Origin of the sequence: Pseudomonas sp. NBRC 111131 (assembly GCF_001320525.1) — a bacterium.
In the GTDB taxonomy this organism is placed as follows: Bacteria; Pseudomonadota; Gammaproteobacteria; order Pseudomonadales; family Pseudomonadaceae; genus Aquipseudomonas; species Aquipseudomonas ceruminis.
This window is the reverse complement of record NZ_BCBH01000030.1, coordinates 38129-62284: the sequence shown is the minus strand read 5'-3', so window position 1 is coordinate 62284 and position 24156 is coordinate 38129. Positions and strand designations below refer to the sequence as shown.

The window sequence follows — 24156 nt, the reverse complement described above, 5'->3', positions numbered from 1 at the left end:
TCCTTCAGGGGTGATCGTTGAGTTTAGCGGGTTGCGCCGGTGGGCGGACGGTGCCGTCGTCGGCGCAGTCGCAACGGTGATAGTCACCGCTGTCGACGTTGTAGAGGGTCATGGTGCCACCCCATACGCAGCCGGTGTCCAAGGCGATGATGCCCGGCTCGTCGACGCGCCCTTCGAGGGCGGCCCAATGGCCGAAGATGATTTGCACATGGCGTGAGCGGCGATCCTTGTGCGCGTACCAGGGCTTGTAGCCCTTCGGTGCCGTGCCCAGGCCTTCCTTGCTCTTGAGGTCGAGCTTGCCCTCGGCGGTGCAGAAGCGCATGCGGGTCAGGTAATTGGTGATCACCCGCAGGCGCTCGATACCACTGAGGTTCTTACTCCACTTGGTCGGTTCGTTGCCGTACATACCATCCAGGTAGAGCTTCAGCCGCCCGTCATCGCGCAGCACTGCTTCGACTTCACCGGCCAGCTCCAACGCCTTGCCTAGCGTCCACTGCGGCGGAATGCCGGCATGGACCAGGGCGATGCCCCGTGGCTCGTCATAGTGCAGCAGCTTTTGTTGGCGCAGCCAATCCATCAGTTGATCGGCATCTGGCGCTTCGAGTATCTCGCGCAGCGTGTCGCTTTTCTTCAGGCGCTCGACGTTATGCCACGCGGCCAGCAGGTGCAGGTCATGATTGCCCAGCACGCAGACCAGTGACTGGCGGATCGAGTAAAGAAAACGAAGGGTTTCCAGCGACTCGGGACCCCGGTTCACCAGGTCGCCGACCAGCCACAGGCGGTCCACGGCGGGGTCGAACTTGACGCGTTCGAGCAGGCATTTGAGGGGTTGCAGACAGCCTTGCAGGTCCCCGACGGCATAGGTGGCCATCAGTGCAGGGCCCCCGGCACGGCCAGGCGGAAGGGCGCGATTTCGGCGTCGAAGCGTTTACCGTCTTCGGCGAACATCTGATAACTGCCCTGCATGGTGCCAACGCGGGTGCTGATGACGGCGCCGCTGCTGTAGGTGTGGCTCTGGCCGGGTTCGATGGTCGGTTGCTGCCCGATCACACCGGCGCCGCGCACTTCCTCCACTTCGCCATCACCGTTGGTAATCAGCCAGTGGCGAGACATCAGCTTGGCTTTTACCGAGCCGTTGTTCTGTACGGTGATGGTGTAAGCGAAGGCAAAACGACTGCTTTCGGGGTCGGATTGTTCTTTGAGGTAGCGGGTCACGACGCTGACGTCGATTTGATAGCGGGGATCGGACATGCAGGGGCCTTGAGCAAACACGCGAATACGGCAATTCATGCAGTCTAGGCCATTGGCGGGGGGAAGGGCCAGTGGTGTGGGGGAGGGGCGCAGGCTGGCAGGTGTGGGAGAACATTACCGGCCGCTTCGCAGGTTTGCCCGCGAAACGGCCGGCATGGGTGCTATCAGGCTTGCTGTACCGCCAGCTGGTCGGCCAGGCGCACGAATGCTGCCAGGTCCAGTTGCTCGGGACGCAGGCTGCCATCGACACCGGCGGCCTCAATGGCCTGGCTGTCGAGCAGGCCTTTGAGGGTGTTGCGCAACGTTTTGCGTCGCTGGTTGAAGGCTTCGCGAACCACGCGTTCGAGCAGCAGAGGGTCCTTGGCCGGGAACGGCAGCACTTCATGCGGCACCAGGCGCACGATGGCCGAGTCCACCTTCGGCGGCGGGTTGAACGCGCCGGGGCCGACGTTGAACAGGTGCTCGACCCGGCAGTGGTACTGCACCATGATCGACAAACGCCCCCAGTCACCGCCGCCTGGCCCTGCAGCCATGCGCTCGACCACTTCCTTCTGCAGCATGAAGTGCATGTCGCGGATCAGCCCAGCATGGCTGAGTAGGTGGAAGATCAGTGGGGTGGAAATGTTGTAAGGCAGGTTGCCGACCACCTTGAGGCTGCGCGGTGGCACGCCCAACTGGTTGAAGTCGAACTTCAGGGCATCACCCTGGTGCAGGCGGAAGTTGTCGCGGCCGGCGAACTTGTGCTGCAGGATCGGCACCAGGTCCTTGTCCAGCTCGACGACGTCCAGTTGTGCGCCGCTGCCCAGCAGGCCCTCGGTGAGGGCGCCCTGGCCTGGGCCGATTTCCAGCAGGTGTTCCCCGGCCTTGGCGTTGATGGCGCGCAGGATGCGGTCGATGATGCCCGCGTCGTGCAGGAAGTTCTGCCCGAAGCGCTTGCGCGCCCGGTGTTGGTATTGCTCGTTCATGGTCGGTTCTCGGCCATCTGGTAGGCGGTTTCCAGGGCGACGCGCAGGCTGCCGGTATCGACCTTGCCGGTGCCGGCCAGGTCCAGGGCGGTGCCATGATCGACCGACGTGCGGATGATCGGCAGGCCCAGGGTCACATTGACTGCGGCGCCAAAGCCTTTGTACTTGAGCACGGGCAGGCCTTGGTCGTGGTACATCGCCAGCACCGCGTCGCAGTGCTCCAGATATTTGGGGGTAAACAGGGTATCGGCCGGCAGCGGGCCGCGCAGGTCCATGCCTTCGGTGCGCAGGCGGGCCAGTGTCGGCTCGATGATGTCGATTTCTTCGCGGCCAAGGTGGCCGCCTTCCCCGGCATGCGGGTTGAGCCCGCAGACCAGGATGCGCGGGTTGGCAATGCCGAACTTGTCACGCATGTCGGCGTGCAGGATGCGGGTAACCCGTTCCACCCGCTCTGCGGTGATGGCGTCGGCGATGTCCCGCAAGGGCAGGTGCGTGGTCACCAGCGCCACGCGCAGGCCATGGGTGGCCAGCATCATCACCACCTGGGTGGTGTGGGTCAGGTCAGCCAGGAACTCGGTATGGCCGGAAAAGGCGATGCCGCTTTCGTTGATCACGCCCTTGTGCACGGGGGCGGTGATCATCCCGTCGAAGTGGCCGTCGAGGCAGCCCTGGCCGGCGCGGGTCAGGGTTTGCAGGACGAACGCCGCGTTGGCTTTATCCAGTTGGCCTGGCACCACCGCTGCGGCCAATGGCGTGTCCCAGACATACAGGCTACCAGCAGGCGCAGGCTGGTCGGGCCATTGGCCTGGGCTTACGGGTAGCAGGCTGACAGCCAGCCCCAGCTGCGTGGCCCGCTCGGCGAGCAGGTCACGGCTGGTGATGGCGATCAGAGGGTGGGGCTGGGCGTCGGCGGCGAGCAGCAGGCACAGGTCGGGGCCTATGCCGGCTGGTTCACCGGGGGTGACAGCGAAGCGCAGCGGCTTCACTGTACGGCCTGGTCAGCGCCAGGCAGCTTGATTTCAACGTAGGCTTCGTCGCGGATCTGGCGCAGCCAGGTCTGCAGCTCTTCGTCGTACTTGCGGTTGCGCAGGACGTTCAGGGCCTGTTGCTCACGGGCCTGTTCGGTGCTGTCGGTGGCGCGGCGGCCCAGCACTTCCAGAACATGCCAGCCGTACTGGGTCTTGAACGGTTTGGTCACCACGCCTTGCTGGGCGTTGGCCATCTGTTCGCGGAACTCAGGTACCAGGCTGTTCGGGTCGACCCAGTTGAGGTCGCCGCCGTTGAGCGCCGAACCCGGGTCTTCCGAGAAGCTTTTCGCCAGGGTGGCGAAGTCTTCGCCGTCATTGATCCGCTCGTAGAGTTTCTCGGCGAGCTGCTTGGTGGCCGCTTCGCTGCGAACTTCGCTTGGCTTGATCAGAATGTGGCGCACATGCACTTCATCACGCAGCACGTTCTCGCTGCCACCGCGCTTCTCTTCCAGCTTGAGGATGATGAAGCCGTTGGGGATGCGGATTGGCTGAGTGATATCACCGATGGCCATGCTGCTGAGCAGCTTGGCGAAGTCCGGTGGCAGCTGGCCGGCCTTACGCCAGCCCATCTCGCCGCCTTCCAGGGCGTTTTCGCTGGCCGAGCGAGCGATGGCCATCTGGCCAAAATCCGCGCCCTGCTTGAGCTGCTGGTAAACGTCGCCGACCTGACGTGCAGCGGCCTGGATGGCGTCCGAATTGGCGCCTTCCGGGGTCGGGATCAGGATGTTGGCCAGGCGGTACTCTTCCGACATCTGCATCTTGCCCAGGTCGGAGTTGAGGAAGTTCTTCACTTCTTGCTCGGACACCTGGATGCGCTCGGCCACGCGGCGCTGGCGCACGCGGCTGATGATCATTTCACGCTTGACCTGCTCGCGGGCATCGTCGAACGACAGGCCGTCGTGGGCCAGGGCGGCGCGGAACTGGTCCAGGGTCATGCCGTTGCGCTGGGCAATGGTGCCAATGGCCTGGTTCAGTTCTTCATCGGTGATGCGGATGCCCGAACGTTCGCCAATCTGCAATTGCAGGTTCTCGACGATCAGGCGCTCCAGAACCTGCTGCTCCAGCGCGCCGGCTGGCGGTACACCGCCGCCGCGCTTGGCGATGGTTTGCTGCACCTCGTGGACGCGCTGGTCCAGTTGGCTTTGCATGACCACATCGTTGTCGACGATGGCCACCACTCGGTCCAGGGGTTGCACCGCGGCATGCACCGCGCCGCTCAGCAAAACAGCGCCCAGCAACACTGGGCGCAGACGATCAATAAGCTTGGTCTTCACGTTCACGGTAACCTTGAATGCCTTGGTCGAGGAAAGATTCGACCTTGTTGCCTACCACGCCACCGAGGCCTTTCAGCACGATCTGCAGGAAGATGCCATGGTCGCCTTTTTCGTTCTGCGGAGTGGCCTGGCTGAAGTCGTCATAGTCCATCCAGTAACGGTTGATCAGACGCAGCTTCCAGCAGCAGTTGTCGTATTCGAAACCGCCCATGGCTTCCAGGGTGCGGTTGCGGTTGTAGTCATGCTGCCAGCGGGCGATAACGCTCCATTGCGGGACGATCGGCCAGATGACCGAGAAGTCGTGCTGCTGGATCTTGTAGTAGTCCTTGATGTAGTTCGGATCGCCTGGCGTGCCATAGTCGCCGCCGCCCACCTTCCAGGTACCGGTGGTGGAGTCGTAGGCGATGGTGTCGTTGCGGTAGCGATAACCGAGGTTGACCACCTTGTTCGGGTTGTCTTCAGGCTGGTAGTGGAACATCGCGCTGCCCGAGCGGGTGCTGCGGCTGTCCGGGTCCCAGTTGAAGTCCGAATTGAAGCGCCAGTCGCGGTTGAAGTAGTAGTTGTACACCAGGGCGTACGGCGATACGTCGGATTGCGAGTCCTTGCGGTCACGGTAATCGAGACCTGGCAGTTGGACTTTGCGGTCCTTGAAGTAATACGCCTGGCCGATGCTGACGTTCTGGCGTTCGAAGCCATTGTCTTCGATCCAGCGGCTGGTCACGCCGAGCGACAGCTTGTTCTCGTCGCCGATGCGGTCGGTGCCGCTGAAGCGGTTGTCGCGGAACAGCGAATCGAAGTTGAACAGCGTTTCGCCGGAGTCGAAGAGCGGGATGTCCTTCTGATCCTTGTAAGGAACATAGAGGTAGAACAGGCGCGGTTCGAGGGTCTGGCGATAATTGGAGCCGAACAACTGGGTCTGGCGGTCGAAATACAGCCCGCTGTCGACGCTGAAGATCGGTACGTCGCGGTTCAAGGAACTGTTGTAACTGCCGTAACCTGGCAAGCTTGACTGGGCGGCCGCCTCGGTCTTGCCTTGGCCATCCAGATCAAGATCGTACTGGGTATAAACGTACTTCAGCCTAGGTGTGATGTAGCCGTAGGAGGCCTGCATCGGGAGGCTGATTGCGGGTGCGATGTTAAGGCGATTGCCGTTTGCCCGAGCAATGCCGCTGACGTTCTGGTCAAGACGGCGGCCAGCGGCGCCAGCACTGAAGTCGGGGTTGCCATCCTTGTCAGTAACGAAGTCGTCCTTCAGGTTCCGGTCAAAGCGTACAGCCTCGGTCTGGTAGCTGAAGTCGAAGCCGCCCGGATGGTACGGCAGCATGCCGTCGATGGTGATCTGCGGCAGTTTGTTGTACGGGGTGATCTGCGACAGGGTCGCCATCTCGTACGCCTGGGCATTCAGGCGAGCGGTGTAGGTGTCGCCACGCCAGGTCAGTGCACCTTGCTGGTTCACCACGTCATGGCTTTCAACGCCAATCTGGTCGCTTTCCAGGTCCTGGAAGTAGAACGGGTCGCTGATATCGGTGTAATCGACTTCAGTCATCAGGCGCTCGTCCAGGCCACCTTTGTGCTGCCAGTTGATCATCCAGCGCTGTTCTTTGTAATCAGTCTGGTCTTTACGATCGTCGTTCTTGTCGTTCAGGTACGCGCCGCCGAACTGGCCTTCGCTGGACTTGGTCAGGTAGCGGAACTCGCCTTCCATCAACAAGCCGCGTTTGGTCATGTAGCGCGGGTACAAGGTGGCGTCGTAGTTCGGCGCCAGGTTGAAGTAGTACGGCGTGACCAGCATGAAGCCGGTGTCGCTGGTGCTGCTGAACGAAGGCGGCAGGAAGCCGGACTGGCGACGGTCGTCGATCGGGAAGTAGATGTACGGTGTGTAGAACACCGGGAAATCCTTGACCCGCAGGGTGACGTTGGTCGCGGTACCGAAGCCGGTCGCCGGGTTCAGGGTGATGTTGTTGCCCTTGAGCTGCCAGGCGTTGCTGCCCGGTTCGCAGGTGGTGTACGTGCCGTCCTTGAGACGGATGATGGCGTTTTCGCCACGCTTGGCGTACAGGGCGTTGCCGCGAATGTGCGACTTGTGCATCACGTATTCGGCGTTGTCGACCTGGGCTTCACCCGTGTCGAGCTGGATCTGTGCCTGGTCACCGACCACCAGCGAGCCGTTGTCGCGGATCTTGACGTTGCCCTTGAGCTCGCCGCGATTCTCGGTCTGGTACAGGTTGGCTTCGTCGGCCTCGGCCTGCATGCTGCCTTGGCGCATGACCACGTCACCGGCGAGGGTCGCGATCTGCTGCTCCTGCTGGTACTTGGAAACCTTGGCGTTGATGTAGGTCGGCGACTCGTCCTTGGGCGTGGTGTCAGCCATGCCAGGGCGGGTTGGCTCGATGTACGCGCCACCACAGTACGGGCCGGTCTCGGCCAGCTGGGCTGCGGTGAGTTTTTCGCGCGGGACCCAATCGAGATGGCTGTAGTCTTCGCTACGCGACTTCAGGCCGCGGCCCTTGCTCTGGGTAACCAGCACGGGCTTGTCGGCGCTTTCGGCCTCGGCAGACGGGGCCTCGGTGCCTGACGTGAGCGCAGCACCCTCATGCACCGGGCGCGGTGGGAGGTTGTTGACTGGGGCCTTGGGCTTGCAGTCCCAACCACCGGAGGCGGACACTTGGCAGTCGAACTGCTCGGCTGCCACCACGTACGAGGTGGCCAGAGGTTGCAGGGCCAGCAGACCGCCGGTCACCAGCAACGGAAACTTTCTACGAAACGCGGGGGATTTCAATGCCATCTTATTAGTCCGGGCTTCCTGCGTGCCATCTGCCCGCGTGTGGGGCCGCACGCCTCTCGATGGTCTGAAAAAGATGCTGGATAATAAAGCATGACCCGCTTGACGGCTAGGGCCGTCGGAGACCCTTGTAATGCCTGAACACGATGTACGCCTGCAACAGCTGACAGTCTGGCTCGCTGAGCAGCTCGATGATCTTTTCCGCAACAACGCCTGGGGCGAGGTGCCCGAGGGCAGCCTGACCGCCGCCAGCAGCGATGCCAGCTTCCGCCGTTACTTCCGCTGGCAGGGCGCAGGCCACAGTTTCGTGATCATGGATGCACCGCCGCCCCAGGAGAACTGCCGACCATTCGTCGCCATCGATCACCTGCTCGCCAGCGCGGGGGTGCATGTGCCGGTTATTCACGCTGAGGATCTGGAGCGCGGCTTCCTGTTACTGGGGGACCTGGGGCATCAGACATATCTGGACATCATTACTGACGACAATGCCGATGCACTGTTTGCCGACGCCATCGAGGCGCTGCTGGCGTTCCAGCGCCTTCCGATGGAGGCGCCGTTGCCAAGCTACGACGACGCCCTGCTGCGCCGCGAAGTCGAACTGTTCCCCGAATGGTATGCAGGGCGCGAGCTTGGTCTGGCCTTCAGCCAGGCGCAGGCCGCTACCTGGCAGCGCGTCAGCCAGTTGCTGATCGACAGCGCCCTGGCCCAGCCCAAGGTGCTGGTGCACCGCGACTACATGCCGCGCAACCTGATGCACAGCGAGCCCAACCCGGGTGTGCTGGATTTCCAGGACGCGGTCTACGGCCCGGTCACCTATGACATCACCTGCCTGTTCAAGGACGCCTTTCTCAGCTGGCCGCAGGCCCGTGTCGAAGGCTGGCTGCGCAATTACTGGGAGAAGGCGCAAGCCGCCGGTATTCCGGTGCAGGCTTCATTCGAGGATTTCCACCGCGCCAGTGACCTGATGGGCGTGCAGCGCCACCTCAAGGTGATCGGTATCTTCGCACGCATCTGCCACCGGGACGGCAAGCCGCGTTACCTCGCCGATGTGCCACGCTTCTTCGCTTATATAGAAGAAGTGATCAGCCGACGCCCCGAGCTCGACGAGTTGGGTCAACTGCTGGCAGAGCTCAAGGCGGGAGCACAGGCATGAAAGCGATGATCCTGGCAGCAGGCAAAGGCGAGCGCATGCGCCCGCTGACCCTGCACACCCCCAAGCCTCTGGTGCCGGTCGCCGGCCAACCCTTGATCGAGTATCACCTGCGCGCCCTGGCGGCCTCAGGCTTTACCGAGGTGGTGATCAACCACGCCTGGCTCGGCCAGCAGATCGAGGCGCACTTGGGCGATGGCAGCCAGTTCGGCCTGAGCATCCGCTACTCGCCCGAAGGCGAGCCGCTGGAGACGGGGGGCGGGATCTTCAAGGCACTCCCTTTGCTGGGAGACGCGCCGTTTGCGTTAATCAACGGCGATGTCTGGACCGACTACGACTTCTCGCGCCTGCAGGTACCGCTGCGGGGCCTGGCGCACCTGGTGCTGGTCGACAACCCGGGGCATCACGGCCGTGGGGACTTCCGGCTGGAAGGCGAGCGGGTGGTGGACGGCGACGAGGCGCCGGGCACCCTGACCTTCAGTGGGCTGTCGATCCTTCACCCAGCGCTGTTCGACGGTTGCCAGGCGGGCGCCTTCAAGCTGGCGCCGCTGCTGCGCCAGGCCATGGCTGCAGGCCAGGTCAGTGGCGAGCACTTTCGCGGCCACTGGGTGGATGTCGGCACCCTGGAGCGCCTGGCCGAGGTCGAGCGCTTGATCGGCGAGCGCGCCTGATATGTGGTGGCCAGGCACGGTGATCGGGCTGGGCGCAGGCTTTGCGGTCGCCAGCATCCCCGGCGCGTTGCTCGGCGCGCTGCTGGGACAGGCCATGGACCGGCGCCTGCGTGTGCAAGGCTGGGACGACATGCGCGAGCGACTGGGTGGCCGGCCGGCATTACGCGACGAAGAATTGCTGTTCGTTCTGCTCGGGCGCCTGGCCAAAAGCGATGGTCGGGTGGTGGAGCAGCATATCCAGCAGGCTCGCCAGGAAATGGTGCGCCTGGACCTGGCCGAAGCGGCACGGCTGCGCGCCATCGCCGCATTCAACCGCGGCAAAGCGGGCAAGGATCGCCTCACCGGCCACCTGCGCCGTATCCGCCTGCAACCCCATGCGGCCGAGGGTACCCTGCGTGCGTGCTGGCGCATGGCCTGGGCCGATGGCAAGGCGGGGCAGCAGGAGCGCGAACTGCTGCTGGACTGGGGGCAGAAGCTTGGGCTCAGCCGCCGTCAGGTGCAGGCCCTGTCGCTGGAGTATGAGCCGCGCAAGATGAATGCAGCCAGCTCTGGCATGACCTACGCGGCCGCGCTGCGGTTGCTGGGTGTCGAGGCCGACAGCGAAGGTGATCGGGTCAAGCAGGCCTATCGGCGGCTGGTCAGCCGGCATCACCCGGACAAGCTGGCAGGGAGCGGGGCCAGCGACGCGCAGGTGCGCGAAGCGACCGAGCGAACCCGAGAGCTGCACCAGGCCTATGCATTGATCCGCAAGCGGCGCGGGTTTTGAGGCTGCCCACGCAGACCCTTGTAAGGTTGTCGTGGGCGCCGTTTATTCCTGCGGCGCCATCCAGCCGCGTACCCGACGGAACAACTGTTCCTGCTCGGCCTCCTTGTTCGCTGGCATGGCAATCAGCGAAAGCTGCTTGTATTGGCTGTCCTTCTGCCGTTTGCTGGCTTGCAGGCGCTGCGCCGCGGCGTTGCGGTCAGCGGTGCGGGTGGCGTAGTAGAGGTCGGCAGTCGGCACCTTGAGGGTCGGCGTCAGGCTTTCCAAGTCATGCTCGACCCGTGCCGGGGTCTGCGCGGCGATCATCACCAGTTTCTGCACCTGCGGCGGCTGCTGCTCGCTGAGGTAGCGCGCTGCCCAATAGGCACCGCTGCCATGGCCGATCAGCACGATACTGCGGGCGTTGTGCTGCTGGGCATAGGCCACGGCCGCATCCAGGCGAGCGAAGATGCGTTCGGCGTCGGCCTGGTCGTTCTGTTCGCTGGCCTGTTCGGCGTCGGTGCTTTCTGCGGTGTCAGCATCGGCGGCGGTGGCCTGGGCGACGTTGGCGTTGGCATCGGCGGGCGTGTCTTTTACCGGTGCGGTCTCGCCCGTGCCTTTTGTCGGCTCGGCAGCGGGCGTGGCTTCTACCCGCGCCTGCGGGCTGTCGGCAAGCAGGTCGGGAAGGCTCAGGCTCAGGCTGTGCCAGCCGATATCGGGGAACTTGCGTCGCAGTGGGCCGACCGTGTTTGGCCAGTCGGCGTTCTCACCGGCACCCGGAACGATGATCACCGCGCCTTTCGGGTCGCTGTCGTTGGCGGGTTTCCACAGGGCCAGGAAGCTATCGGCACCGGCCTGCAGCGTCTGCTGCTCAGCCTTGGGTACCAGGCGCTCGAGGGCCTGTGCTTCTTCCTGGCTACGCTCCAGCAGAGGCGGCCTGGGAGTGGGCGCGGCAGTCGCTTCGGCAGCAGCTGCAGGTTTTTCAGCGTCGGCGGCCAGCGCGCCGATAGGTAGAAGTGAGGCGAGGCAGCACATTGCCAGCGTCGTGCGATAAAGTGTGAACATGAATCAACCCAAGGCCAGAATGATACCGGCAGCCTAATAGTATTTGCCCGCGACGGCCATGCTGCATGGCCGCCCTTGCCAAGACGAGCGTGTAGATGAAGCGATTGCGTCGCCTGTTGGTTATCGGCGGGTTGTGGTTACCCTTGATCGCCCTGGCAAACCCGCACGTACCACCGACGGTGTCGCTCGAGGCTGCGCAGCAACAGTGGCTGGATGCGCACCGCAGCCTGCGGGTGGGCGTGGTGTTGCATGCCCCCTACGCTCAGTTCGATCGCCGCCTGCAGCAACTGTACGGCGCCAATGTCGAGCTGGTGAACTGGCTGGCGCAAGCGCTCAGGCTGGACCTCACCTGGCGCAACTTCCCCGACCAGGCCAGCCTCGAGCATGCCTTGCAGGCAGGCGAGGTCGACTTTGCCCCAGGCCTGATGCAAACACCCGCGAGCTTGCGCCTGTGGCTGTTCAGCGACCCGTACATGCGCGTCCCGCAACTGGTGGTCGGGCCGCGTACGGGCGCGATGGCCGTGGAGCTGGAAAAACTCCAGGCCGGCGACCGCGTGGCGGTGCGCATGCCCAGCGTGCTGGCTGACTATCTGCGGGGCAACTACGTCAACCTCAGCCTGCAGGGGGTGCCCAACGAGCGCCAGGCCTTGCAACGGGTGATCGGCGGTCAGGCCAGCTATGCGGTACTGGATGAAGCTCAGCTCAGCCGGTTATCCCGTGAGAGCGAGTTCGGCGAGTTGGCGATTGTCGGCGATATCGGCCTGCCACAATTGCTGCGGGTGGGTTCGCGGCGTGACTGGCCGCTATTGGCTGATGTGCTTGAGCGTGGCCTGCAAGCCATGCCGGCCAAGGACCTGGAGCAACTTCACCAGCGTTGGTTGCAGCCTAAGTACCCGCGCCTGAGCGAATCGGCCGGCTTCTGGCAGAACCTGGCCTTGCTGTTCGGCCTGCTGTTGCTCTGTGCCCTGGCGACGCTGGTATGGCAACGCCGGCAGCAGCGCCAGCTGGAGCGCAGCTTGCTGGCAACGCGGGAAAGCCTGGCTGAACGGCAGGTGCGCGAAGAGGCGCTGCGCCTCAGCCAATTCGCCATCGACCAAAGCACGGTGGGTATCCTCTGGGTCAATTGGGACAGTCATGTGCGCTACGCCAACCACGCTGCCGAACGCATGCTGGGCTATGACGAGGCCGCATTGCTGGAGCGCCCACTGATCGACTTCGAACCGAACCTGAGCATGGACCGCTGGCTGCAGCTATGGAAGGGCGCACGCGCCGGGGAGACGGGGGCACGGCAGTTCGAAACGCACTGCCTGCGCGCCGATGGCAGCCTGTTGCCCGTGGAATTGTCGCTGAGTTTTCTGCGCTTTCGCGATGCCGAGTACCTGGTGGTCTATCTGGCTGATGTCACCGAGCGCCACCGCGCCCTGGCGGCGCTGCGCGAAAGCGAGGCGCGACTCAAGGGCATTGCTGGCAACGTGCCGGGGTTGGTGTTCCGCCTGGAACCCACGCCAGCGGAGGGTGACCTTGAGTTTCCTTATATCAGCGAGGGCAGCGAGGCACTGGTGGGCTACACGCCCGCGCAAATCCAGCACCCGCAGATGGGCTTGCGCAATCTGGTCCACCCAGAGGACAGGGCGGATTATCACCAGGTACAGGACTTGGCCATAGCCAGCGATCGGGACTGGTCCTGGCAGGGCCGCATCCTGACCCGCGACGGCGAAGAGCGCTGGGCCGATATCAAGGCCAGCACCCGGCGCCTGGCCAATGGCCGTGTGGTCTGGGACGGCATCGTCTGGGACATCACCCAGGGCAAGCGGGCAGAGTTGGCGCTGGCCAGGTCTCAAGAGCAGTTGCGCGAGCTGTCGGCGCACCTGGAGAGTGTGCGTGAGGAAGAAAAGGCGCGCATTGCCCGTGAGGTGCACGATGAACTGGGGCAGATGCTCACGGTGCTCAAGCTGGAAGTATCAATGTGCGAGCTGGCCTTTGCCGAGCTCGACCCCGGGCTGAACGAACGGCTGGCCAGCATGAAGCGCCTGATAGCCCAGCTGTTTCAACTGGTACGAGATGTGGCCACGGCGCTGCGCCCGCCGATCCTCGATGCTGGCATCGCCTCGGCCATCGAATGGCAGGCACGGCGTTTCGAGGCGCGCACGCAGATTCCCTGCCTGGTGCAGGTGCCGGATAATCTGCCAGCATTGAGCGATGCCAAGGCCACCGGGCTGTTTCGCATACTGCAAGAGGCCCTGACCAATGTCATGCGCCATGCCCAGGCGCACAGCGTTGAGATCGAGCTGGTGCACGAGCAGGGGCTGCTGCGCATGACGGTCAGCGATGATGGCATCGGTTTTTGCCATGATCAGCCCCGCCCCTCCTCGTTCGGCTTGGTCGGGGTGCGTGAGCGGGTGCTGATGCTCGGCGGCAGCGTGCAGTTGCACAGCGAGCCAGGCGAGGGCACCAGCCTGAGCGTGACCATTGCGTTGGACTAGGAGAGCGATTGTGATTCGAGTGTTGGTGGCAGAAGACCACACCATTGTCCGCGAAGGCATCAAGCAGTTGATCGGCCTGGCCAAGGACCTGCAAGTGGCGGGGGAAGCCGGGAACGGCGAGCAACTGCTCGAGGCGCTGCGCCATACGCCCTGCGAAGTGGTGCTGCTGGATATCTCCATGCCAGGGGTGAATGGGCTGGAAGCGATTGCGCGCATCCGTGCGTTGCACAACCCGCCGGCGATCCTGATGCTGTCGATGCACGATGAGGCGCAGATGGCCGCTCGCGCGCTCAAGGCAGGTGCGGCGGGGTATGCGACCAAGGACAGTGACCCAGCGCTGTTGCTCACGGCCATCCGGCGGGTGGCTGGAGGCGGGCGCTACATCGACCCGGCGCTGGCCGACCGCATGGTGTTCGAGGTGGGCCTGACCGAGAACCGGCCGTTGCATACCCTGCTCTCGGAGCGCGAGTTCTCGGTGTTCGAGCGCTTGGCTCAGGGCGCCAACGTCAACGACATTGCCCAGCAGCTGGCGCTGTCGAGCAAGACCATCAGTACCCACAAGGCGCGGTTGATGCAGAAGCTCAAGGTCAGTTCGCTGGCCGAGCTGGTGAAGTACGCCATGGAGCATAAGCTGGTGTGACTGTTCTGGTTACGACACCGGCCTCCCGGGCAACTGCTGTGCCCTGGGAAGCGGATTTGCCCGTGAAGAGGCCAGACCAGACACGGTGCAGCATTCCAATCCCGCCATCTTTGTAGGGCGATCCCTACAGCAAGTCTTCTCTCAGGATGATGGCATTCTCTCTGCGGCCCCGATTTCCGGGCCTTTGCGCCTTCTCTAGTCTTTGCCTACGCAGTCATTCCAACAAGAAGGTGCAGGCATGAGCGAGGCGAATTCGAACGCGGCTACCAGCGAGACGCTGGTCAGCTTCCGTGGTGTGCAGAAGAGCTACGACGGCGAGTCGCTGATCGTCAAAGACCTCAACCTGGACATTCGCAAAGGTGAATTCCTCACCTTGCTTGGCCCGTCCGGCTCGGGCAAAACCACGAGCTTGATGATGCTCGCCGGCTTCGAGACCCCCACCGCCGGTGAAATCCAACTGGCAGGCCGCTCGATCAACAACGTACCGCCCCACAAGCGCGACATCGGCATGGTGTTCCAGAACTATGCGCTGTTCCCGCACATGACCGTGGCCGAGAACCTGGCCTTCCCGCTGAGCGTGCGCAACCTGAGCAAGACCGATATCAGTGAGCGGGTCAAGCGGGTGCTCAACATGGTCCAGCTCGATGCCTTCGCCAAACGTTACCCTGGCCAATTGTCCGGCGGCCAGCAGCAGCGGGTGGCCCTGGCCCGCGCATTGGTGTTCGAGCCACAGCTGGTGTTGATGGACGAACCCCTCGGTGCCTTGGACAAGCAACTGCGCGAGCACATGCAGATGGAGATCAAGCACATTCACCAACGCCTGGGCGTGACCGTGGTGTACGTCACCCACGACCAGGGCGAAGCGCTGACCATGTCCGACCGTGTGGCGGTGTTCCACCAGGGCGAGATCCAGCAGATCGCCGACCCGCGCACCCTCTATGAAGAACCGCGCAATACCTTTGTCGCCAACTTCATTGGTGAGAACAACCGCATCAACGGCACGCTGCTGGCCAGCGACGGCCACCGCTGCCAGGTGCAACTGGCCCGTGGCGAACGGGTCGAGGCCCTGGCGGTGAACGTTGGCCAGGCCGGCGACCCGGTCACCCTTTCGGTGCGCCCGGAGCGTGTGCGCCTCAACGGCCACAGCGAACATTGCGTAAACCGCTTCTCTGGCCGTGTGGCTGAATTCATCTACCTGGGCGACCACGTGCGGGTGCGCCTGGAGGTCTGCGGCAAGGCCGACTTCTTCGTGAAGCAGCCGATCGCCGAGCTCGACCCGGCTCTGGCCGTGGGCGATGTGGTACCGCTGGGCTGGGAGGTGGAGCACGCTCGCGCGCTCGATCCGATTGCCGAAGCCCACTGATGGAATGCTTCACCAACCCTGTACTGTGGAGAGAATAATAATGCGCAAGCAGTTGAAACTGACCGCCCTGGCCCTCGGCCTGTTCGCCGCCGGCCAGGCCATGGCGGCTGACCTGACCGTGGTGTCCTTCGGCGGTGCCAACAAGGCGGCCCAGGTCAAGGCGTTCTACGAGCCGTGGGAGAAAGCCGGCAACGGCAAGATCGTCGCAGGCGAGTACAACGGTGAGATGGCCAAGGTCAAAGCCATGGTCGACACCAAGAGCGTGTCCTGGAACCTGGTGGAGGTGGAGTCGCCAGAGCTGGCGCGTGGTTGTGACGAGGGTATGTTCGAGGAGCTCGATCCGGCCCTGTTTGGCAACGAAAGCGATTACGTGAAGGGGGCTATCCAGCCGTGCGGCGTGGGTTTCTTCGTCTGGTCCACGGTGCTGGCCTACAACGCCGACAAGCTCAAGACCGCGCCTACCAGTTGGGCGGATTTCTGGGACACGAAGAAATTCCCGGGCAAGCGCGGCCTGCGTAAGGGCGCCAAGTACACCCTCGAGTTCGCCCTGATGGCCGATGGCGTGGCGCCGAAGGATGTGTACCAGGTGCTTGGTACCAAGGAAGGCGTGGACCGCGCGTTCAAGAAGCTCGATGAGCTCAAGCCCAGCATCCAGTGGTGGGAAGCTGGCGCCCAGCCACCGCAGTATCTGGCCTCGGGTGATGTGGTCATGAGCTCGGCCTACAACGGCCGCATTGCCGCCGTGCAAAAAGAGAGCAACCTCAAGGTGGTCTGGAACGGCGGCATCTACGACTTCGACGCTTGGGCCATTCCCAAAGGTGCCAAGGATGTCGAGCAGGCAAAGAAATTCATTGCCTACACCGTGCAGCCGGAACAGCAGAAGACGTACTCCGAGAATATCGCCTACGGCCCGGCCAATTCCAAAGCCGTACCGCTGTTGGCCGATGAGGTGAAGAAGGACATGCCGACCACGCCTGAGAACATCGCCAACCAGGTGCAGATCGACGTGGCTTTCTGGGCTGACAACAGCGAGCAGCTGGAGCAACGCTTCAACGCCTGGGCGGCGAAGAAGTAAACGACCCGGAGCCGCTGTGCGGCCCATCACCGGCAAGCCGGCTCCCGCAGTGAGCTTAGCACTGTACCTGTGGGAGTCGGCCTGCCGGCGATGGCTGCGCAGCAGCCCTGATTTCAGCCGTTTTGTGCGGAGTTCGCCATGGCCATTGCAGTGCCCCTCAACGAAGGCGCAGGTCCAAGCCTGAAGCAGCGCCTAAAGCGCGCCGAGCGCGTCAACCGCTGGAAGGCGCAGGCGCTGATCGCGCCGCTGGCGCTGTTTCTCCTGCTGGTGTTCCTGGTGCCGATCGCTGCGCTGTTGTACAAGAGCGTCGGCAACCCTGAAGTGGTCGCCGGCTTGCCGCGCACTGTCGAAGCCGTGTCCCGCTGGGACGGCAAGGGCCTGCCTGGCGAGGAGGCCTACCTGGCCCTGAGCCAGGACCTGGCTGAGTCACGCAAGAACCAGACCCTGGGTGATCTGTCCAAACGCTTGAACATGGAGCTGGCCGGCTACCGCAGCCTGTTGGCCAAGACCGCACGAGCATTACCGTTCAAGGCCGAGCCTGGTTCCTATAAAGATGCCTTGCAGGCCCTCGACGAGCGTTGGGGCGACCCGGCTTACTGGCAGGCGATCCGGCGCAACACCAGCTCGGTCACCTCGTTCTACCTGCTGGCAGCGCTCGACCACCGCATCGATGACCTCGGCGAGCTGGCCAAGGCCACCCCCGACCAGGCCATCTACCTGGATATCTTTGCCCGCACCCTGTGGATGGGGGTGGTGATCACGGTCATCTGCCTGTTGCTGGCCTACCCATTGGCCTACCTGCTGGCCAACCTGCCGACCCGGCAGAGCAACCTGCTGATGATCCTGGTGCTGCTGCCGTTCTGGACTTCGATCCTGGTGCGGGTCGCCGCGTGGATCGTGCTGTTGCAATCGGGAGGTCTGATCAACAGTGCGCTGATGGCCATGGGGATCATCGACCAGCCACTGGAGCTGGTGTTCAATCGCACCGGTGTGTACATCTCGATGGTGCATATCCTTCTGCCGTTCATGATCCTGCCGCTGTACAGCGTGATGAAAGGCATCTCGCCAAGTTACATGCGCGCAGCGATCTCGCTGGGTTGCCACCCGTTCGCCAGCTTCTGGCGGGTGTACTTCCCGCAAACCTATGCGGGCGTGGGCGCCGGTTGCCTGTTGGTGTTCATTCTGGCCATCGGCTACTACATCACCCCGGCACTGCTTGGCAGCCCGAACGACCAGATGGTCAGCTACTTCGTCGCCTTCTATACCAACACCAGCATCAACTGGGGCATGGCCACCGCGCTGGGTGGGCTGTTGCTGCTGGCGACCGTGCTGCTGTACCTGATCTATAGCTGGCTGGTCGGCGCCAGCCGCCTGCGCCTGAGCTGAGGAGCCTAGAGATGCTGAGCCCATACATGTCGCCCGTGGAACGGGTGTGGTTCTACAGCCTGCGCATTCTGTGCGGCCTGATCCTGTTGTTCCTGGTGTTGCCGGTGCTGGTGATCGTGCCGCTGTCGTTCAACAGCGGCAGCTTTCTGGTGTACCCGTTGCAGGGTTTTTCGTTGCAGTGGTACCAGGATTTCTTCGCCTCGGCCGAGTGGATGCGGGCGCTGAAGAACAGCATCATCGTCGCCCCGGCGGCCACGGTATTGGCCATGGTGTTCGGCACCCTGGCCTCGATTGGCCTGACCCGCAGCAATTTCCCCGGCAAATCGCTGGTGATGGCGCTGGTGATTTCGCCGATGGTAGTGCCGGTGGTGATCATTGGTGTGGCCAGTTACCTGTTTTTCGCCCCACTGGGCATGGGTAACAGCTTCATTTCGCTGATCCTGGTGCACGCGGTGCTGGGTGTGCCGTTCGTCATCATCACGGTGTCAGCGACCTTGCAGGGCTTCAACTACAACCTGGTGCGAGCGGCGGCCAGCCTGGGGGCCTCGCCGTTGCTGGCGTTTCGCAAGGTCACCTTGCCGCTGATCGCGCCTGGCGTCATCTCCGGTGCGCTGTTTGCCTTCGCCACTTCGTTCGATGAGGTGGTGGTAACGCTGTTCCTCGCCGGGCCGGAACAGGCCACTCTGCCGCGGCAGATGTTCAGCGGCATCCGCGAGAACCTGAGCCCGACGATTGCGGCGGCGGCGACCTTGCTGATCGCGTTTTCGGTGGTGTTGCTGCTGACCCTGGAGTGGTTGCGTGGGCGCAGCGAAAAGCTGCGCACTCAACAGCCGGCTTGACCCGTAAGCACAGGGTGGTACCGGCGAGGCGGGCGGGGCAGGCAATACCAAACAGGCCCCCGTCCACCCAGATTGATACCAATCAGCCCGTATCCTTTTCGCTGGGTTACAATGCGCGCCACCGTGATTCTGCCAACAGGTGCGCCATGCAGCCCTACGCTATTGCCCCCTCCATTCTCTCCGCCGATTTCGCCCGACTGGGTGAGGACGTCGACAAGGTGTTGGCCGCGGGTGCCGACATCGTCCACTTCGATGTGATGGACAACCACTACGTGCCCAACCTGACCATTGGCCCGATGGTTTGCAGCGCCCTGCGCAAATATGGCGTGACGGCGCCGATCGATGTGCACCTGATGGTCAGCCCGGTCGATCGCATCATCGGCGACTTCATCGAAGCCGGTGCAACCTATATCACCTTCCACCCGGAAGCCTCGCAACACATCGATCGCTCGTTGCAGCTGATCCGCGACGGCGGCTGCAAGGCTGGCCTGGTGTTCAACCCGGCCACCAGCCTGGAAGCGTTGAAGTACGTGATGGACAAGGTCGACATGGTGCTGCTGATGAGCGTCAACCCAGGCTTTGGCGGGCAGAAGTTCATCCCCGGTACCCTCGACAAGCTGCGCGAAGCCCGTGCGCTGATCGATGCCAGTGGCCGTGATATCCGTCTGGAGATCGATGGCGGCGTCAACGTCAACAACATCCGCGAGATCGCCGCGGCGGGCGCCGATACCTTTGTCGCCGGCTCGGCGATCTTCAACACGCCGGATTATCAGGAAGTCATCGCCAAAATGCGCGCCGAACTGGCCCAGGCCCGCCCATGAGCGGCTTCGAGCAGCTGTTCCCGGGGACGCTGCCCAAGCTGGTGATGTTCGATCTGGACGGTACCCTGATCGACTCGGTGCCAGACCTGGCCGCCGCCGTGGACCGCATGCTGCTCGAACTTGGGCGCCCGCCTGCAGGCCTGGAGGCCGTGCGCCATTGGGTGGGCAACGGCGCCCAGGTGTTGGTGCGCCGTGCGCTGGCGGGCGGCATCGATCATGCGTCGGTCGATGATGCCCTGGCCGATCAGGCGCTGGCACTGTTCATGGAAGCCTATGCGCAAAGCCATGAACTGACCGTTATCTACCCCGGCGTGCAGGACACGCTGCGCTGGCTGCGCAAGCAGGGCGTAGAGATGGCGCTGATCACCAACAAGCCCGAACGTTTCGTCGGGCCGTTGTTGGACCAGATGAAGATCGGCCGTTACTTTCGCTGGATCATCGGTGGCGACACGCTACCTCAGAAAAAACCCGACCCGGCCGCGCTGTTGTTCGTCATGAAAATGGCCGGCGTCAGTGCCGAGCAGTCGCTGTTTGTCGGCGACTCGCGCAGCGATGTGCTGGCGGCCAAGGCGGCGGGGGTGAAGTGCGTCGGCCTTACCTACGGCTACAACCATGGCCGGCCCATCGTTGAAGAAACCCCAAGCCTGGTGATCGACGATCTGCGTGCGCTGCTGCCCGGTTGCGTAGACTCGGCCACTGGGATAACGTTGGCGGACCTTCAAGCCTCACAAGACAGAGAGTCCACCGTGGCGGTCACTGGCAAATTCTGGATGAAAGTCATCAAGGCCCTGGCCCGTTGGCGCTGGCGCGCCTGACTTCTGCCCGCCGGCGCTTGCCGGCCCGTCCGCTTGCCCGACCCTATTGCTGCTTGCCACGAGGCTACTCATGACCCGCGAAGAATTCCTGCGCCTGGCCGCTGCCGGCTACAACCGCATCCCCCTGGCCTGCGAAACCCTGGCCGACTTCGACACGCCGCTGTCGATCTACCTCAAACTGGCCGACGAAGCCAATTCCTACCTGCTCGAGTCCGTTCAGGGCGGTGAGAAGTGGGGCCGTTACTCGATGATCGGCTTGCCGTCGCGCACGGTGATGCGTGTGCATGGCTACCATGTGAGCATCCTGCAGGATGGCGTCGAGGTGGAAAGCCACGACGTCGAAGACCCGCTGGCCTTCGTCGAGGCGTTCAAGGACCGTTACAAGGTCGCCGACATCCCCGGGCTGCCACGCTTCAACGGTGGCCTGGTCGGCTATTTCGGCTATGACTGCGTGCGCTACGTGGAGAAACGTCTGGGGGCCAGCCCGAACCCAGATCCGCTGGGGGTGCCGGACATTCTGCTGATGGTGTCCGACGCGGTGGTGGTATTCGACAACCTTGCAGGCAAGATGCACGCGATCGTGTTGGTCGACCCGGCCGGGGAGGACGCGTTCGAGCAGGGTCAGGCGCGGCTGCAAGGCCTGCTGGAAAAACTGCGCCAGCCGATTACGCCACGGCGCGGCCTGGACCTGAGCGGCCCGATGGCCGCCGAGCCGGCGTTCCGTTCCAGCTATACCCGTGACGACTACGAGAATGCGGTAGGGCGTATCAAGGAATACATCCTGGCCGGCGACTGCATGCAGGTGGTGCCTTCCCAGCGCATGTCCATCGACTTCAAGGCGGCGCCGATCGACCTGTACCGCGCGCTGCGCTGCTTCAACCCGACGCCGTACATGTACTTCTTCAACTTCGGCGACTTCCACGTGGTCGGCAGTTCGCCGGAAGTGCTGGTGCGGGTGGAAGACAACCTGGTCACTGTGCGCCCCATTGCGGGTACCCGCCCACGTGGCGCGACCGAAGAAGCTGACCGTGCGCTGGAAGACGACCTGCTGTCGGACGAGAAAGAGATTGCCGAGCACCTGATGCTCATCGACCTGGGGCGTAACGACGTGGGTCGTGTGTCCTCCACCGGCAGCGTGCGCCTGACCGAAAAGATGGTGATCGAGCGTTACTCGAACGTGATGCACATCGTTTCCAACGTCACCGGCCATCTGCGCGAAGGGTTGACAGCAATGGATGCCCTGCGGGCGATTCTGCCGGCCGGTACCTTGTCGGGTGCGCCGAAGATCCGTGCGATGGAGATCATCGACGAGCTGGAGCCGGTCAAGCGCGGTGTCTACGGTGGCGCGGTAGGTTACTTTGCCTGGAACGGCAATATGGACACTGCCATTGCCATCCGTACGGCGGTGATCAAGGACGGCGAGCTGCATGTGCAGGCCGGCGGCGGTATCGTTGCCGACTCGGTGCCAGCACTGGAGTGGGAAGAAACCATCAACAAGCGCCGGGCGATGTTCCGCGCGGTGGCGTTGGCTGAGCAGACTGCCAGCTGACGTTGCTGATGGGGCCGCACTGCGGCCCCAACCGCTTAGAAGTCGAAGCTGACCCCCAGGCTAACCCCCTGCTGTGTCAACTCATCACTCTTGCGCCAGTTGTAGTTCCCGCGCAAATGCACCCCGGCCACCAGCTCATGGCTCAGCCCAAGGCTGGCGCGCGTCAGATTGCTATGGGGCGTATACCCGGTCAGGGTGAAGTCATTGGCCGGCAACGTCGTCAGGTGCATCGTCACATCCTGCTGGTCATCCTCGAATTCGTGCTCCCGCGCCACCTCAGCGAACACCCGGGTACTCGGCATAACTTGCACGCTGCCTAACAGCCCCGCGCCCAGGCGCCGCGACGTGCGCTTCTGATCGTCGAAGCCCAGCGCCGTCGAGCGCCCGCTCTTCTCGTCGTAACCATCAACGGTGACCCGTGCATAATCGGCGCTGATGAACGGCGCTAACTGCCAGGCACTGCTATCAGCCGCGAGGTTGTAACCCAGCCGGCCGGATACAGCCCAGGCTTGGCCATCGGTGTCGCCCTTTTCGCTGCGCGTGTTCACGCCCAGGGCAAAGGTCCGCTTGAGGTCGCTGTAGTCCAGGTGGCCCGCGGTCAAAGCGGCATCGGCCCACCAGCGGTCCTGACGGTACTGGGCGAAGGCGCTGGCCAGGTAGCTGTCGAGTTTGTAATCCGAGTCTTGCTCACCTGCTTCCAGTTTTTGCCGATAAACGCCCCCGGCAAGCCCCAGTCGCCAGGCATCGTTCAACCGATAGCTGCCACCGAGGGTCAGGTTGTAGCCGCGTCCGTCAGCGCTGGCGGCACTGCGCTGATCGTTGAAGTCCAGGTCCTGAGCGCCCGTGGCCACGAATGCTTGCCATTGGCCGATGGCCTGCCAGGGCGTCTGCCACTGGTTGCGCAATTCGTCCTGATGCGCACGCAGGCTGGCGTGGGCCATTTCGGGGAGGAGGGTCAACTCCCATGGGGCGGAAATGATCGAGTAGGCGTAGTCGGCGATCAGTTGCTGGCCGGCGATGGTCGGGTGCACCGAGTCGTTGAACAACAGCTTGGTCGGGTCGGGAGTGCTGCCGTTGAGGCCATACACCGGATTTTCCGCGCAGCTGTCGCCGCTGTAGCAGGTACCGACCAGGTTCTGGCCGCTGGCCAGGCCGAACTGAGTCGGGCTGGCGATTGCCTCGTTGAGCAGTACGGGAATGTTCAGCGGGATGATCTCGGCGTCAATCTTGCTCAGCTGGCTGACCAGGGATTGGTTGAACACTCCCGACAATTGCGACAAGGGGTTTTGCTGCGGCGTGCCGCTGAAGTTCGGCGTTTGCCCAAGGTCGGGCAGCAGCCAGACCATGATGTAGCGGGCACCGCCTTGCTGCAGGGCTTGGGCGCTGGCGGCGAGACGCGAACCTGCGGCTGCGGCGTCGGCCGGGCTGTTGACCAGGCCTTGCAGAAAGTCGTTACCGCCACCGGTCAGGTAGTAGAGGGCGTTGGGGTCGGCGCGCAGGCCGTTGGCCAGGTAGCCGGGCCGCTCGCGGAATACGAAACCAGGCAATGGCCCGTTGGGGGGCACGATCGCTTTGGACGTGTCGGTGATCGAGTCGAGAATCTGCTGCGTCGTGTAACCGCCCACTGCCCAGTTGTTGCCGTCCGGGCGACCGCTTGCAAGGTTGCCTAAAGATGTCGAGGGCCCAAGTTCAGTCGCACCGACGCCTAGCCTGTTGCCTAGGATCATCGGCGAGACAGGTGCGAAGTTGCCGTTCTCATCCCTGTTGGTGAAGCGCATGCCCGCAGTACCGCCAGTCAGGTCGGGAAACTGCCCGGCATCGCTCAAGCTGTCGCCGAATACGACCAATGTGGAATAGGGGGAGGGTGCGGCGAACGCCTGGCTGCAGGCCACCGCCAAGGTGGCCAAGGTAAAGCGCAGTAATGGTGCTTTTCGCATCGGTGAACATCCTTTTCATTGTTTTTATGAGCACAACCGGTTCGAACATAGCAAATCCCCGGGTATGCCTCCCAAGTCCATTCGTTTCCCCGTGTTTACGGGCATATTGCGCCCGCCGCCCCGGTAGGCTACTGTGCCTGCAAGTATGAGCGAGACCTATCCTGTGTTGATCGTCAGCAAACTCTTGATGCGCGTAATCAAGGCCCACGCCCGTTGGCGTTGGCGCGCCTGACTTTATCTCTCGCCGGCCCGTCCGGCCCGCCCCCGTTTGCCTTCCTGTTTGTGTACGAGCGCCCTTAGTGGCAACGCCGTGTCTGTTT

Annotated in this window: 20 protein-coding genes; 12 read left to right on the top strand and 8 right to left on the bottom strand. The window is 63.3% G+C overall.

Annotated elements, in window-relative coordinates; all coding sequences use genetic code 11:
• Window positions 1-4 precede the first annotated feature (4 nt).
• The 6 genes from APH34_RS22300 to APH34_RS22275 form a co-directional block, all read right to left on the bottom strand.
• A complete protein-coding gene (locus APH34_RS22300) occupies window positions 5-871 on the bottom strand; it encodes a symmetrical bis(5'-nucleosyl)-tetraphosphatase (RefSeq protein WP_054902955.1) in 867 nt (288 codons plus the stop codon).
• Window positions 871-1251, bottom strand: coding sequence for a Co2+/Mg2+ efflux protein ApaG (gene apaG / locus APH34_RS22295; RefSeq protein ID WP_054902954.1), 381 nt, complete (start codon window positions 1249-1251; stop codon window positions 871-873). Before apaG ends, APH34_RS22300 begins: the two co-directional genes overlap by 1 nt.
• A gap of 164 nt (window positions 1252-1415) precedes the next feature.
• Window positions 1416-2216, bottom strand: a complete 801-nt coding sequence (gene rsmA, locus APH34_RS22290; RefSeq protein ID WP_054902953.1) for a 16S rRNA (adenine(1518)-N(6)/adenine(1519)-N(6))-dimethyltransferase RsmA — start codon at window positions 2214-2216, stop codon at window positions 1416-1418.
• Complete coding sequence (gene pdxA, locus APH34_RS22285; RefSeq protein WP_054902952.1) at window positions 2213-3202, bottom strand: 4-hydroxythreonine-4-phosphate dehydrogenase PdxA; 990 nt, start codon at window positions 3200-3202, stop codon at window positions 2213-2215. Before pdxA ends, rsmA begins: the two co-directional genes overlap by 4 nt.
• Entirely contained in the window at window positions 3199-4524 is a 1326-nt protein-coding gene (gene surA / locus APH34_RS22280) for a peptidylprolyl isomerase SurA (protein WP_176513868.1), read from the bottom strand. The genes pdxA and surA overlap by 4 nt, the downstream gene beginning before the upstream one ends.
• On the bottom strand, window positions 4499-7303 hold the full coding sequence (locus tag APH34_RS22275) for an LPS-assembly protein LptD (RefSeq protein WP_054902950.1): 2805 nt from the start codon (window positions 7301-7303) through the stop codon (window positions 4499-4501). The genes surA and APH34_RS22275 overlap by 26 nt, the downstream gene beginning before the upstream one ends.
• Before the next feature lie 130 nt (window positions 7304-7433).
• Between APH34_RS22275 and APH34_RS22270 the strand changes: the two genes are divergently transcribed.
• Genes APH34_RS22270 through APH34_RS22260 form a run of 3 tightly spaced genes read left to right on the top strand, consistent with a single transcriptional unit; the run spans window position 7434 to window position 9887 of the window.
• Entirely contained in the window at window positions 7434-8453 is a 1020-nt protein-coding gene (locus tag APH34_RS22270) for an aminoglycoside phosphotransferase family protein (protein ID WP_054902949.1), read from the top strand.
• On the top strand, window positions 8450-9121 hold the full coding sequence (murU, locus tag APH34_RS22265; RefSeq protein ID WP_054902948.1) for an N-acetylmuramate alpha-1-phosphate uridylyltransferase MurU: 672 nt from the start codon (window positions 8450-8452) through the stop codon (window positions 9119-9121). The genes APH34_RS22270 and murU overlap by 4 nt, the downstream gene beginning before the upstream one ends.
• A gap of 1 nt (window position 9122) precedes the next feature.
• The gene (locus APH34_RS22260) at window positions 9123-9887 is read left to right on the top strand and encodes a TerB family tellurite resistance protein (RefSeq protein WP_054902947.1); all 765 of its coding nucleotides are present in this window, start codon (window positions 9123-9125) and stop codon (window positions 9885-9887) included.
• A 42-nt stretch (window positions 9888-9929) separates the two neighbouring features.
• Here APH34_RS22260 and APH34_RS22255 read toward each other — a convergent pair whose 3' ends face one another.
• A complete protein-coding gene (locus APH34_RS22255; RefSeq protein ID WP_054902946.1) occupies window positions 9930-10928 on the bottom strand; it encodes an alpha/beta hydrolase family protein in 999 nt (332 codons plus the stop codon).
• A gap of 95 nt (window positions 10929-11023) precedes the next feature.
• Between APH34_RS22255 and APH34_RS22250 the strand changes: the two genes are divergently transcribed.
• From APH34_RS22250 to trpE, 9 genes are all read left to right on the top strand, one after another.
• On the top strand, window positions 11024-13411 hold the full coding sequence (locus APH34_RS22250; RefSeq protein ID WP_054902945.1) for a PAS domain S-box protein: 2388 nt from the start codon (window positions 11024-11026) through the stop codon (window positions 13409-13411).
• Between the two features lie 7 nt (window positions 13412-13418).
• Window positions 13419-14051, top strand: coding sequence for a response regulator transcription factor (locus APH34_RS22245; protein ID WP_176513870.1), 633 nt, complete (start codon window positions 13419-13421; stop codon window positions 14049-14051).
• A gap of 238 nt (window positions 14052-14289) precedes the next feature.
• On the top strand, window positions 14290-15414 hold the full coding sequence (locus APH34_RS22240) for an ABC transporter ATP-binding protein (RefSeq protein ID WP_054902943.1): 1125 nt from the start codon (window positions 14290-14292) through the stop codon (window positions 15412-15414).
• 40 nt (window positions 15415-15454) lie between these two features.
• A complete protein-coding gene (locus APH34_RS22235; protein WP_054902942.1) occupies window positions 15455-16489 on the top strand; it encodes an ABC transporter substrate-binding protein in 1035 nt (344 codons plus the stop codon).
• Window positions 16490-16627: 138 nt separating this feature from the next.
• On the top strand, window positions 16628-17875 hold the full coding sequence (locus tag APH34_RS22230; protein WP_054902941.1) for an ABC transporter permease: 1248 nt from the start codon (window positions 16628-16630) through the stop codon (window positions 17873-17875).
• Window positions 17876-17886: 11 nt separating this feature from the next.
• The gene (locus tag APH34_RS22225) at window positions 17887-18714 is read left to right on the top strand and encodes an ABC transporter permease (protein WP_054902940.1); all 828 of its coding nucleotides are present in this window, start codon (window positions 17887-17889) and stop codon (window positions 18712-18714) included.
• A gap of 146 nt (window positions 18715-18860) precedes the next feature.
• Entirely contained in the window at window positions 18861-19535 is a 675-nt protein-coding gene (gene rpe, locus APH34_RS22220; RefSeq protein WP_054902939.1) for a ribulose-phosphate 3-epimerase, read from the top strand.
• Window positions 19532-20350 (top strand): phosphoglycolate phosphatase, encoded by an 819-nt coding sequence (locus APH34_RS22215; RefSeq protein ID WP_054902938.1) that lies wholly within the window; start codon window positions 19532-19534, stop codon window positions 20348-20350. The genes rpe and APH34_RS22215 overlap by 4 nt, the downstream gene beginning before the upstream one ends.
• Window positions 20351-20420: 70 nt before the next feature.
• Window positions 20421-21899: an anthranilate synthase component I gene (trpE, locus tag APH34_RS22210; protein WP_054902937.1), complete on the top strand. Its 1479-nt coding sequence runs from the start codon at window positions 20421-20423 to the stop codon at window positions 21897-21899.
• 35 nt (window positions 21900-21934) lie between these two features.
• On the opposite strand, the gene estP is transcribed toward trpE, so the two are convergent.
• Window positions 21935-23836 carry an esterase EstP gene (estP, locus tag APH34_RS22205; RefSeq protein ID WP_054902936.1) on the bottom strand — a complete coding sequence of 634 codons (1902 nt, stop codon included), beginning with the start codon at window positions 23834-23836 and terminating at the stop codon, window positions 21935-21937.
• Window positions 23837-24156 lie beyond the last annotated feature (320 nt).

What these genes read in the sequence shown, in the direction of transcription:
- APH34_RS22225 (WP_054902940.1), top strand. Translation starts at nt 17,887, where the DNA reads ATGCTGAGCCCATACATGTCGCCCGTGGAACGGGTGTGGTTCTACAGC.
- APH34_RS22250 (WP_054902945.1), top strand. Translation starts at nt 11,024, where the DNA reads ATGAAGCGATTGCGTCGCCTGTTGGTTATCGGCGGGTTGTGGTTACCC.
- APH34_RS22260 (WP_054902947.1), top strand. Translation starts at nt 9,123, where the DNA reads ATGTGGTGGCCAGGCACGGTGATCGGGCTGGGCGCAGGCTTTGCGGTC.
- APH34_RS22275 (WP_054902950.1), bottom strand. Translation starts at nt 7,303, where the DNA reads ATGGCATTGAAATCCCCCGCGTTTCGTAGAAAGTTTCCGTTGCTGGTG.
- rsmA (WP_054902953.1), bottom strand. Translation starts at nt 2,216, where the DNA reads ATGAACGAGCAATACCAACACCGGGCGCGCAAGCGCTTCGGGCAGAAC.
- murU (WP_054902948.1), top strand. Translation starts at nt 8,450, where the DNA reads ATGAAAGCGATGATCCTGGCAGCAGGCAAAGGCGAGCGCATGCGCCCG.
- APH34_RS22215 (WP_054902938.1), top strand. Translation starts at nt 19,532, where the DNA reads ATGAGCGGCTTCGAGCAGCTGTTCCCGGGGACGCTGCCCAAGCTGGTG.
- APH34_RS22255 (WP_054902946.1), bottom strand. Translation starts at nt 10,928, where the DNA reads ATGTTCACACTTTATCGCACGACGCTGGCAATGTGCTGCCTCGCCTCA.
- APH34_RS22230 (WP_054902941.1), top strand. Translation starts at nt 16,628, where the DNA reads ATGGCCATTGCAGTGCCCCTCAACGAAGGCGCAGGTCCAAGCCTGAAG.
- APH34_RS22235 (WP_054902942.1), top strand. Translation starts at nt 15,455, where the DNA reads ATGCGCAAGCAGTTGAAACTGACCGCCCTGGCCCTCGGCCTGTTCGCC.
- trpE (WP_054902937.1), top strand. Translation starts at nt 20,421, where the DNA reads ATGACCCGCGAAGAATTCCTGCGCCTGGCCGCTGCCGGCTACAACCGC.
- rpe (WP_054902939.1), top strand. Translation starts at nt 18,861, where the DNA reads ATGCAGCCCTACGCTATTGCCCCCTCCATTCTCTCCGCCGATTTCGCC.
- estP (WP_054902936.1), bottom strand. Translation starts at nt 23,836, where the DNA reads ATGCGAAAAGCACCATTACTGCGCTTTACCTTGGCCACCTTGGCGGTG.
- apaG (WP_054902954.1), bottom strand. Translation starts at nt 1,251, where the DNA reads ATGTCCGATCCCCGCTATCAAATCGACGTCAGCGTCGTGACCCGCTAC.
- APH34_RS22240 (WP_054902943.1), top strand. Translation starts at nt 14,290, where the DNA reads ATGAGCGAGGCGAATTCGAACGCGGCTACCAGCGAGACGCTGGTCAGC.
- APH34_RS22270 (WP_054902949.1), top strand. Translation starts at nt 7,434, where the DNA reads ATGCCTGAACACGATGTACGCCTGCAACAGCTGACAGTCTGGCTCGCT.
- APH34_RS22300 (WP_054902955.1), bottom strand. Translation starts at nt 871, where the DNA reads ATGGCCACCTATGCCGTCGGGGACCTGCAAGGCTGTCTGCAACCCCTC.